This window comes from Acinetobacter sp. CIP A162 (genome assembly GCF_000367905.1).
In the GTDB taxonomy this organism is placed as follows: domain Bacteria; phylum Pseudomonadota; class Gammaproteobacteria; order Pseudomonadales; family Moraxellaceae; genus Acinetobacter; species Acinetobacter lwoffii.
In genome coordinates this window covers 1,025,809-1,037,961 of sequence record NZ_KB849159.1, presented here as the reverse complement: position 1 = coordinate 1,037,961, position 12,153 = coordinate 1,025,809, and the positions used below count along the sequence as shown (strand labels likewise).

The 12,153-nt window shown below is 45.3% G+C and carries 8 protein-coding genes; 5 read left to right on the top strand and 3 right to left on the bottom strand.

Annotation, left to right across the window (positions count from 1 at the left end):
- Window positions 1-15: 15 nt before the first annotated feature.
- Together F995_RS11330 and F995_RS11325 are read right to left on the bottom strand one after the other, a co-directional pair.
- Entirely contained in the window at window positions 16-624 is a 609-nt protein-coding gene (locus F995_RS11330) for a MarC family protein (protein WP_004646981.1), read from the bottom strand.
- A 28-nt stretch (window positions 625-652) separates the two neighbouring features.
- Window positions 653-2,689, bottom strand: a complete 2,037-nt coding sequence (locus F995_RS11325; RefSeq protein WP_004646980.1) for a choline transporter — start codon at window positions 2,687-2,689, stop codon at window positions 653-655.
- Window positions 2,690-2,959: 270 nt separating this feature from the next.
- On the opposite strand from F995_RS11325, the gene betI reads away from it, so the two are divergent.
- From betI to F995_RS11300, 5 genes are all read left to right on the top strand, one after another.
- A complete protein-coding gene (gene betI / locus F995_RS11320; protein WP_004646979.1) occupies window positions 2,960-3,538 on the top strand; it encodes a transcriptional regulator BetI in 579 nt (192 codons plus the stop codon).
- A 21-nt stretch (window positions 3,539-3,559) separates the two neighbouring features.
- Window positions 3,560-5,035, top strand: a complete 1,476-nt coding sequence (gene betB / locus F995_RS11315; RefSeq protein ID WP_004646978.1) for a betaine-aldehyde dehydrogenase — start codon at window positions 3,560-3,562, stop codon at window positions 5,033-5,035.
- Window positions 5,036-5,046: 11 nt separating this feature from the next.
- A complete protein-coding gene (gene betA, locus F995_RS11310) occupies window positions 5,047-6,702 on the top strand; it encodes a choline dehydrogenase (RefSeq protein ID WP_004646977.1) in 1,656 nt (551 codons plus the stop codon).
- A gap of 129 nt (window positions 6,703-6,831) precedes the next feature.
- Window positions 6,832-7,602: a TorF family putative porin gene (locus F995_RS11305; protein ID WP_004646976.1), complete on the top strand. Its 771-nt coding sequence runs from the start codon at window positions 6,832-6,834 to the stop codon at window positions 7,600-7,602.
- 334 nt (window positions 7,603-7,936) lie between these two features.
- A complete protein-coding gene (locus F995_RS11300) occupies window positions 7,937-10,138 on the top strand; it encodes an OsmC domain/YcaO domain-containing protein (RefSeq protein ID WP_004646975.1) in 2,202 nt (733 codons plus the stop codon).
- Between the two features lie 259 nt (window positions 10,139-10,397).
- Here the strand turns inward: F995_RS11300 and F995_RS11295 are convergent, their stop codons facing one another.
- A complete protein-coding gene (locus tag F995_RS11295) occupies window positions 10,398-12,110 on the bottom strand; it encodes an electron transfer flavoprotein-ubiquinone oxidoreductase (RefSeq protein ID WP_004646974.1) in 1,713 nt (570 codons plus the stop codon).
- Window positions 12,111-12,153 lie beyond the last annotated feature (43 nt).

Genomic DNA, 12,153 nt, shown 5'->3' with positions numbered 1-12,153 from the left:
GATAGAAAGGATTTATCAGGTTTCCAAAATTCCGGTAACGCCTGTCACAATCATATCAATGGCAATCGTACCAATCAGAAGCGCTGCAACACGACCGACAATATCGACATACAGGTCAATGTAGTTGGAATATTTATGCTGTAAATGATCATGCAGGTATTTCATCAGAATTAGCAAGCTACAGGTCAGAAACAGGGTAAAGAAGATCACCAGAATGGTTTGCATTAAACTGAGCTGAATCCCGGTAATCACGGAAGCCGAAATGGTGCCGGGACCGATCATAAACGGCATGGCAATCGTACCCGCCAGATGACTGGGCGCTCCACGCATCACACCAATCGTATCAGCACCTTCAAAGACATAACGATAGCCAATCACCAGAAAAATAATACCGCCAAAAATCTGGAAGGACTCAAACCGTACATGCAAGACTTCATTAAAGAAGGCTTCACCGGTTTTTGCAAAAATGATGAACACAATAAAGCTGATCAGACTGCCCTGAATCAATGCCATGTTGAATACTTTTGCGTCGGAATTACGGATAATTCCGAGCATATAAATACTCATCAGAAAAGGGTTGAGCAGGGAGAAAAACAGGGCAAATGCATTCAAACTTTCTGACATCATTCAGTCCTTCCGTAGTTGAGATATCCTAGATTTCACGGTCCGGGAACAGCGGACGTTTACCTGGGCTGATCCGGTTAATATGCAGATACATCATATGGCGTTCATATTTATCCAGGATGTCATTGATCACCTGTTCCTTACTGTAACCGACCAGATCGTTTCCCTGAGAGCCTTCAAACAGATAACTTTCCAGACGATAGTAATAACGTTTGGTTCGTTTACCACGTGAACTGAAATTTGGCGTGTCATAGCGTACCGGCCATATTTCGTAGACAAAGTTTTCTTCTTCATCGAGCTGAATGGTCAGATCCAGATGATACAGTTCAGGTTCTTCCTCAAGCGATTTTTCCTGAATATTTACTTGAATACCTTTGTCAATTAACTCGGTTGCAACGGCCTCAATGGCTGGTTTGCAAACATTGTCCAGCATGGTCCGCGTCTGGGACAGGCTTGGATGCAGCATGACCCGGCTCAGACGCTTCTTCCAGTTCAAAATATCCACATTACCGACCACAGGTGCCGCATTCAGGCTGGTGCTTGCCTGACGAAAATCCTCCAGACGCAAGGACTTATACAGTCCCGCCATCACAAAGAAAATGACGAAACTAAAAGGCAGACCCATAATAATTGTGGTGTTCTGTAATGCTGTTACGCCATTCGCCATGAGCATTGCCAAAGTCAGCAAACCGATGGCAATGGCCCAGAACACACTGAGCCAGCGCGGTGAATCATGCTCAATATTAGTGAATTTGGTCGTGAAATTTCCCAATACCAATGCCCCTGAATCCGCTGAGGTCACATAGAACAGCAAGCCGGTAATAGTGGCGACACCTGCAGTAAAGGTAAAGCCTGGATACTGCGCCAGCAGATCATAAAAACCATGTGCCGGATTTTCTAAAACTGTCGTAGCAAGTTGAGTATTACCATCAAAAATCACGCTGTATAAAGCACTGTTACCGAAAATAGACAACCAGGTCAGGGTAAATAACAGAGGAATAACCAAAGTCCCGGTGACAAATTCACGAATGGTACGACCACGGGAAATACGGGCCAGGAACAGACCGACAAAAGGTGACCAGGCGATCCACCATGCCCAGAAGAACAGGGTCCAGCTATTCATCCACTCTTTCGGTTGTTCAAAAGGAAAACTGGTTAAAGAAAGCTTCGGGAACTGGCTGATATAGTCACCAAAATTCTGAATCAAGGCGGCTAATAAAAACTCGGTATTGCCTACAAACAGAATGAATAGCAGCAGCCCAATTGATACATAGATATTAATTTCAGACAGGATCCGGATGCCTTTATTGACACCGGCAGTGACTGAAATAATAGTAATAATCACGGCAACGGCGATGAGTGCAGTTTGAATCCAGATATTTTCTGGTAAATCAAACAATACATGCAGGCCGTAATTTAATTGCACAACGCCAATCCCGCAGGTGGTGGCAATCCCGAAAATCGTGCCGAGTACTGCAGCCGTATCCACAGTATGGCCAATTGGACCATTAATTTTTTTTCCAAAAATAGGATAGAGTGCTGATCGGATGGTGAGCGGTAAATTATAGCGATAGCTGAAATAACCTAGCGCGACCCCAATCAGTGCATACATACTCCAGCCGGTTAAACCGTAGTGAAACAGGGTCCATACCATGGACTGGCGCGCAGCTTCGAAGGTTTCACCTTCGCCTACAGGCGGATTTATATAATGCGAAAGCGGTTCCGCCACTGAGAAAAACATCAGGTCAATCCCGATTCCGGCAGAAAATAGCATCGCCGACCAACTCAACAGGCTAAATTCTGGCTTGGAATGTTTGGGGCCTAATTTAATCTCGCCATAACGGGAACAGGCGATAAAGACGATAAAAACCAGATACAGCGTTGCCGCTAGCAGGTAATACCAGCTAAAGGTACGACTGACCCAGTTTAAAATATTGATAATGACTTGATTGGCTTGTTCATTAAATAAAATGGTAATGATAGAAAACAGCAGAATAAGTGTCGCCGAAAAATAAAAAACTACTTTATTCAGACCATCTTGCATCTCTTCATTTTTCTTTTGCATAAATCCATGACCATCGTGTTGTTGCCGGATGATCTACAGTGCAGTGTGATTTAAAAGCAAAAGCCTGCGGTAAAGCTTCCTTGTTTTCGTGAATTACAAACTTTTGCAAATCCAAAACAAACTGCGCTGTACATCAAGGGTGAGCTGGCACTATAATTTTTATTAATTGAACGTTCAATTAAAAAAGCGTTTATGAATTGTTACATCATTCAGCTATTTGCTTTAGCAGAGTGACTTTCTATTGTTATATCCGTTATTCAGGTTAGTCTTATGCCAAAAGTTGGTATGCAACCGATCCGTCGCCAGCAACTGATCGATGCCACCTTAGCTGCAGTGAATGAGCTAGGTTTTGCAGAAGCTTCAATTAGTCAGATTGCTCAGAGGGCAGGTGTCTCAACCGGCATCATAAGTCATTATTTTCAAGGTAAAAATGGCTTGATTGAAGCCACAATGCGTTACTTATTGCAGCAATTGGGTAAATCTGTTGCACAGATAAAGATACAGGTTGATGACTTACCGGAGCAGCGCTTGTTAGCGATCGTACGTGGTAATTTTGCTGCTCCACAAACGGATAAGGCGGCCATGAAAGTCTGGTTGGCGTTCTGGGCTAGCAGTTTGCACCAACCTGAATTATACCGTTTACAGCAGATCAATCATTACCGTTTACATTCCAATCTTAAATACGAATTCATGAAAAAGTTAAATAAAGACCAGGCAGAGAAAGCCGCTCAAGGTCTGGCAGCATTGATTGACGGATTCTGGTTAAGAGGTGCTTTGGTAAATGGCGAAATTGACCCAGAACTGCCGATTGAACTGTGTAGTGAATATATCCGGCAACAACTCAAATAATCCACCTGCGAGGAAATTCCATTGACAACATTCAAACTGCAACGTCCTTATATTCATGGACAATATGTCCATGCAACGTCCAATAGCACGTTTCAAACGATTAATCCTGCAACTGGCGAAGTTCTGGCAGACGTGCAGGTATGTACACAAGATGATATCGATCGCGCTGTTGAATCGGCACAGCAAGGCCAAAAAGTCTGGGCAGAAATGACGGCGATCCAACGTTCCCGTATTTTGAACAAGGCTGTCGCTATTCTTCGCGAACGTAATGACGAGCTGGCGCGTTTAGAAAGTCTCGACAGTGGTAAAGCATTTAGTGAAACATCCACCGTCGATATTGCGACAGGTGCAGATGTACTTGAATACTATGCAGGTATTTTGCCAGCATTAGAAGGTCAGCAAATCCCACTCAGAAGCAGTTCATTTGTCTATACCCGACGTGAACCTTTGGGTGTGGTCGCCGGGATTGGTGCATGGAATTACCCGATTCAGATCGCATTATGGAAATCTGCACCTGCACTGGCAGCAGGCAATGCCATGATCTTTAAAGCCAGTGAAATCACGCCATTAACTGCATTAAAACTGGCAGAAATTTATACAGAAGCCGGTGTGCCACATGGTGTATTTAATGTGGTGACCGGTAGTGGTGACATTGGTGGCTATCTGACTTCACATCCGGACATAGCCAAAGTTTCATTTACCGGTGGTGTCGCAACCGGCAAAAAAGTCATGGCCCAAGCTGCAAATTCTAGCCTGAAAGAAGTCACGATGGAGCTGGGCGGTAAGTCTCCGCTGATTATCTGTGAAGATGCCGATCTGGATTTGGCGGCCGATATTGCCATGATGGCCAATTTCTATAGTTCCGGTCAGGTGTGTACCAACGGTACTCGCGTATTTGTGCCTTTGGCATTGAAAGCAGAATTTGAAGAAAAGATTTTGCAGCGTGTTGAACATATCCGTATGGGTGATCCACTTGATCCTGAAACCAATTTCGGTCCGGTTTCCAGCTTTGAGCATATGGAAAAAGTGCTGGGCTATATCGAAAAAGGCAAGATAGAAGGGGCACGCCTATTATGTGGCGGCGGCCGTGCTAAGGATGAACAGTTTGTCCAAGGAGCTTATGTCCTGCCAACCGTATTTACCGACTGCCGTGATGACATGACCATTGTACGTGAAGAAATTTTTGGTCCAGTCATGAGTATTCTGAGTTATGACTCAGAAGAAGAGGCGATTCGTCGTGCCAATGACACCGAGTATGGTTTGGCAGCTGGTGTCGTGACACCAAATCTGGCACGTGCGCACCGTATTATTCATCAAATTGAAGCCGGTATTTGCTGGATTAATACCTGGGGCGAATCTCCTGCAGAAATGCCAGTTGGTGGTTATAAACATTCGGGTGTCGGTCGCGAAAACGGTATTGTCACGCTACAGCAATATACCCAGACCAAGTCAGTTCAGGTCGAACTCAGTCCTTTCCAGTCTGTATTTAGCGCATAAGGGAGGATTGGATGAATTACGACTATATTATTATCGGTGCAGGTTCGGCAGGGAATGTACTCGCAGCGCGTTTAACTGAAGATCCGGATGTGAAAGTCCTATTGCTGGAAGCAGGTGGGCCGGATTACCGTCTAGACTTCAGAACACAAATGCCTGCTGCATTGGCTTATCCATTACAGGGACGACGCTATAACTGGGCCTATCTGACCGATCCCGAACCTCATATGAATAATCGTCGTATGGAGTGCGGGCGCGGAAAAGGTCTGGGCGGTTCTTCATTAATTAACGGCATGTGTTACATTCGCGGTAATGCTATGGATCTTGAACAGTGGGCCAGCCTGAAGGGGCTAGAACACTGGAGCTATGCTGAATGTCTGCCGTATTATAAAAAAGCTGAAACGCGCGATATTGGCGGCAATGATTATCATGGTGATTCTGGACCGGTTTCGGTGGCAACACCTAAAAATGGCAATAATGAACTGTTCCATGCCATGGTCGAGGCAGGTGTACAGGCCGGTTATCCACGTACTGATGACCTGAATGGCTATCAGCAGGAAGGTTTTGGGCCGATGGACCGTACTGTAACGCCGCAAGGCCGTCGTTCCAGTACAGCACGTGGTTATCTCGATATAGCCAAAGGCCGGGATAATCTCACCATTATTACCCACGCCATGACCAACCGTATTCTATTTAATCGTAATCAGGCGATTGGTGTGGAATATTTTGAAGGACAAAATACCTTACAGCCGATTCAGGTCTTTGCAGACCGTGAAGTATTGCTATGTGCAGGTGCAATTGCCTCGCCGCAAATCCTGCAACGCTCCGGTGTAGGTCCGGCCGAACTGTTAAAAAGTCTGGATATTCCGGTGGTTCAGGACCTGCCGGGTGTGGGTGAAAACCTGCAAGACCATCTGGAAATGTACTTACAATATAAGTGCAAAAAACCGGTCAGCTTATATCCGGCACTCAAGTGGTATAACCAGCCGATGATTGGCGCTGAATGGTTATTTTTAGGTAAAGGTATTGGAGCCAGCAACCAGTTTGAAGCGGGTGGCTTTATCCGTTCTTCGGATGAGTTTGAATGGCCAAACATCCAGTATCACTTCCTGCCAGTGGCGATTAACTATAATGGGACCAATGCTATTCATGAACACGGCTTCCAGGCTCATGTCGGTTCCATGCGTTCACCATCTCGTGGTCGGGTTCGCCTGAAATCCAAAGATCCGTTTGAACATCCAAGTATTCTGTTCAACTATATGAGTACTGAACAGGACTGGCGCGAATTCCGTGATGCCATCCGTATTACCCGTGAAATTATGCATCAGCCCGCCCTGGATCCCTATCGTGGTGAAGAAATCAGTCCGGGCAAAAATCTGCAAACTGATGCAGAAATTGATGAATTTGTTCGTAATCATGCAGAAACAGCGTATCATCCGTCCTGTAGCTGTAAAATGGGTGAGGATGACATGGCGGTTGTCGATGGTTATGGACACGTACATGGAATGCAGGGGTTGCGTGTGATTGACGCCTCGATTATGCCTTTGATCATTACCGGTAACCTCAATGCAACTACGATTATGATCGCTGAAAAACTGGCAGACCATATTCGTGGCAAACCTGCTCTTGCGCCTTCATCGGCACCTTTTTACAAGGCGCCTCGCGCTTAAATCATGGTTTTATTCCTGTCATCTGGCAAAGCAGGAGTAAAACGAATTTCAATTTTTTCCCCAAAACGGAGATAAAACCTCGACTGCTGTCGTTTTATCTCCGGCTTTGCTTAATACAATTTATATTTTATGAAAATATTCAATCAAACAGTGCTGTTTGGCTGTGCTGCTGTTTCAAGTTTTTACTGTTATGCCGATGATGCGGAAGTAAAACAAATAGAAGCAAGCGGAAACTTGAGTGTGGTCTCCAAATACGTCTCCCGCGGTTTGACCAATGCACCTGAAAATGATGACGTTGCTGTACAGGCTGCATTGAATCTGGCTTATGGCAATTTTTATGTCGGATATTGGGGATCTACGCTTGGATACTCTTATGCAGAAGTGCAGGGGCGTCAGGGACATCGTTCAGATAAATTCGAGCATGATTTTCTGGTGGGTTATACCTATAGCAGCGAAAATTATGATTGGGATTTATGGAATGCGACCTATTATTATCCGGGCGGTGAGAACACCACTGGAAATGAGCTAGGTTTAAATGTAAGCCGTGCATTGAATGATCAGACCAGTATCGGCGCCAGCGTATCGACTTATCTGTATGATGTGGCTTATGCCAATCAGGGCGATACTTTTTACACGCTTAACCTGAGCCACCAGTTAAATGATCGCCTCAATGCCAGCGTTACGGCAGCGGGGAGCTATTTTAACGATGAAGGCAAATACGAAGGCGGTGAACTGGGCGATACTGAAAAGCAGTTTGCCTTTCGTTATGCTTCTGCCGGACTCAGTTATGCGCTTTTACCGCAGTTGAGTGTGTCAGGTGAATATATCTTTGGCGGTTATGACCGCTATGATGACAAGCAGCGTAATCTTGCAGTATTTGCACTGAGTTATGATTTCTAAAGTTATCTCAGACTAGGCAGGTGAAAATCTGCCTTATCTGCAACTTTGATTAATAGTATAAGCCATGACTTGAAGTTGATTCATGCTCCGGCAGCTCAGGAAAGACTGAGGATCTGGTTTAATCTGCCAGAATTTCAGACAAATATTATCAATTTCATAAAATAATTCTATAATAGCGCCCATTCTCGGCAGCGTTATCCAGACACTTCGTCAAATGGTATAACCTGACCATTTTCTATTTTTCATTCAAGTTCTCCTCCGTGAACCGGCTTGTATATTCAGATTCAGCATCTTATCTGTCCGTGACGGCACATAAGAATATTTAGGTATCCACATGGAAATTAAGGTCAATTATCTCGATAATCTTCGCCAGGAAGCCAAGTTCGATGACTTCACGGTGATTGCCGATCAGCCGATCCGCTATAAAGGCGATGGTTCGGCACCCGGCCCATTCGATTATTTTCTGGCGTCATCAGCACTTTGTGCGGCTTATTTTGTCAAAGTCTATTGCGCAGCACGTGACATTCCGACTGATAATATCCGCCTTTCGCAAAACAATATTGTTGATCCTGAAAACCGCTATAAACAGATTTTTAAAATTCAGGTGGAACTGCCGGCTGATATTTCTGAAAAAGACCGCCAAGGGATTTTACGTTCGATTGATCGTTGTACTGTCAAGAAAGTAATTCAAACCGGTCCTGAATTTGTCATTGAAGAAGTGGAAAGCATTGATGCGGATGCTCAAGCTTTATTGATGCCAAGTCTGGCTTCTGATCATACGACTTTCATTCCAGGTAAAGACCTGCCGCTGGAAGAAACCATTGCCAATATGTCTGCCATTCTGGCAGGCCTCGGCATGAAGATTGAAATTGCGTCTTGGCGTAATATCGTGCCGAATGTCTGGTCATTGCATATTCGTGATGCGCAGTCGCCAATGTGCTTTACCAACGGTAAAGGTTCGACCAAAGAAAGTGCGCTGGCATCTGCCTTGGGCGAATTTATTGAGCGTCTGAACTGTAACTTCTTCTATAACGACCAGTTCTGGGGTGAGGATATTGCCAATGCCGAATTTGTGCATTATCCAGATGAAAAATGGTTCCAGCCAGGTCCAAATGGCGAACTACCTGCAGAAGTTTTAGATGAACATACCCGTGAAATTTATGATCCTGAAGATGAATTATTGGGTATCCATCTTTACGACACCAACTCTGGTAATAAAGCACGTGGCATCTGTTCATTGCCATTTGTACGTCAGTCTGATGGTGAAACCGTTTATTTCCCGTCGAATCTGATCGAAAACCTTTACTTAAGTAACGGGATGAGTGCCGGCAATACCTTGGCTGAAGCGCAAGTACAATGTCTGTCTGAAATTTTCGAGCGTGCTGTTAAACGCGAAATTCTGGAAGGTGAACTGGCACTACCGGATGTGCCTGAACATGTTCTGGCAAAATATCCAAAAATTGTTGAAGGCATTAAAGGCCTAGAAGAACAGGGCTTCCCGGTTCTGGTCAAAGATGCATCTTTAGGCGGTCAGTTCCCGGTCATGTGTGTCACCCTGATGAACCCGCGTACTGGCGGTGTATTTGCCTCATTCGGTGCCCATCCTAACTTTGAAGTGGCATTAGAACGCAGTCTGACTGAGTTATTGCAAGGCCGTAGTTTTGAAGGTCTGAATGATCTGCCAAAACCAACCTTTAGCAGTAATGCCGCGACTGAACCAAATAACTTCGTCGAGCATTTCATCGACTCGAGCGGTGTAGTGTCTTGGCGTTTCTTCAGCGCGAAATCAGATTATGATTTTGTCGAGTGGGATTTCACTAATAACGGTCAAAATTCGAATGCGGACGAAGCTCAGGAATTATTCACGATTCTGGAAGACATGGGCCATGAAGTTTATATGGCGGTGTATCAGCATCTAGGTGCAACAGCTTGCCGTATTCTGGTACCGGGCTATTCGGAAATTTATCTGGTAGAAGATCTGGTTTGGGACAATACCAACAAGGCTTTGTTATATCGTGAAGATATCCTGAATCTGCACCGTCTGGATGATGAACAATTGGAAGCATTGGTTGAGCGTCTGGAAGAAGCAGATGAGGATGACTATACCGAAATCAAAACCTTGATCGGTATCGAGTTCGATGAAAATACTGAATGGGGCCAACTCACTATTCTTGAACTGAAACTACTGATTTATGTGGCTTTGCAGCAATTTGAAGAAGCCAAAGATCTGGTTGAGCAGTTCCTGCAGTTCAATACCAATACCGTTGAACGTGGCCTGTTCTACCAGTGCATGAATGTCGTTCTGGAAGTCATTCTGGATGATGAAATGGAACTGGAAGATTATGAACACAACTTCCGTCGTATGTTTGGTGATGCCCGTATGGATGCCGTTTTAGGTTCAATTGAAGGAACAGTCCGTTTCTATGGTTTGACCGAAACCAACATGCAGCTAGAAGGGCTGGATCGTCATTTGCGCCTGATTGACAGTTACAAGAAACTGCATGCGGCGCGTGCAAAGTTTGTGGCTCAGCAATAATCCATAGATGAATGACTAAAAGTTTTCGTCATTTGTTTTAAATATTAAAGATGGCTTACTCGGTTTCGAGTAGGCCATTTTTATCTCTGACCCTATATGCAATCTTTTCTATTTTTCTATTTGAAAATTTATTAATCCCAGCTCCCTCGGGAACTGGGATTACCTAAAAAATTAAAGTGAAGTGTTAATATTAACTGCTTCAAGATTGGGTATGTGAATGTGAGAAATAGATGTATTTTTCTCATTCACAGGAATTACCTTACATATTCGGGTAATTCGGACCACCACCACCTTCCGGTGTTACCCAGGTGATGTTCTGGGACGGTTCCTTGATGTCACAGGTCTTGCAGTGCACACAGTTGGCTGCATTGATCTGGAAACGTTTCGAACCGTCATTATTTTCCATGATTTCATAGACACCCGCCGGGCAGTAACGCTGCGCAGGTTCATCCCATGTCGGCAGGTTGACTTCCACCGGAATCGAAGCATCGGTCAGTTTCAAGTGCGCTGGCTGGTTCTCTTCATGGACCGTATTCGAGACAAACACTGAAGACAGACGGTCAAAGGTCAGCTTGCCATCCGGTTTTGGATAGGTCGGCTTGAAGCTTTCAGCTGCCTGGGTTTTTAGCGCAGCATGGTCCTGAACCAGATCATGTAAAGTGAATGGAACTTTAAACACGTTCTGGTCGATAAAGTTAAAGGCACCACCGATCCATTGACCGAACTTGTGCATCGCAGGACCGAAGTTACGCGAGTTATAGAGCTCTTCTTTCAGCCAGCTGTTGTTAAACTTATCGGTATACGCGGTGAGTTCTTTGACAAAGAAATCTTCACCCTCTACAACACGTGCAATCGCCAGATCACCGCCTTGTTGTACACCGGCCGCAATTGCTTCAAACACCGCTTCACCGCAGAGCATGCCGGACTTCATTGCAGTATGTGAGCCTTTGATCTTGGCAAAGTTCAGGAAGCCGGCATCATCACCAATCAATGAGCCGCCCGGGAAGGTGAATTTTGGTAGCGAGTTAAAACCACCTTTGGTCACGGCACGGGCACCATAGGAAATACGCTTGCCACCTTCGAGATATTGCTTAATTAATGGATGGGTTTTCCAGCGCTGCATTTCCATGAACGGATACATGTGGGGGTTGGTATAGGACAGATCCACGATCATGCCCAGGGTCACCTGGTTGTTTTCCGCGTGGTAGAGCCACCAGCCGCCTGAAGAACCGGTTTCAGAAAGTGGCCAACCGGCACCATGCATCACCAGACCCGGTTTGTGCTTGGCAGGATCGATTTCCCACAACTCTTTAATGCCGATACCGTAGTGTTGCGGATCAGCATCCTTGTCCAGGTTGAACTTCTGGATTAAACGCTTACCTAAGTGACCGCGGCAACCTTCAGCAAATAACGTGTATTTGGCATGCAGTTCATAACCCGGGGTAAAGTTATGCGTCGGTTCGCCATCTTTACCAATGCCCATGTCACCGGTTTGGATGCCTTTGACTGTGCCATCGGCATGATACAGAATTTCTGATGCCGCAAAGCCCGGGAAGATCGATACTTCGAGTTCTTCGGCTTTCTGGCCTAACCAGCGCACCACGTTGCCGAGCGAGATGACATAGTTGCCATCGTTATGCATGGTTTTAGGCACCATCCAGTGCGGTGCTTCCTGTGATTTTTCATCTGACAGCAGGAAGAAGGTTTTATCTTCAGTCACCGGGACATTCAGCGGGGCACCTTGTTCTTTCCAGTCCGGGAACAACTCGTTCATGGCACGCGGTTCAAGTACCGCACCAGACAGAATATGTGCACCGACTTCGGAGCCTTTTTCTACGACACAAACGGACAAATCGTTTAAGTTGTTTTCAATTGCAAGCTGACGGATTTTGATCGCAGCAGAAAGACCCGCAGGGCCTGCGCCTACGATGATGACGTCAAACTCCATCGATTCTCTTGTTATATCTTCCATAATATAAAATCCAATTTCGCTATACGATATTTATAGCATTATC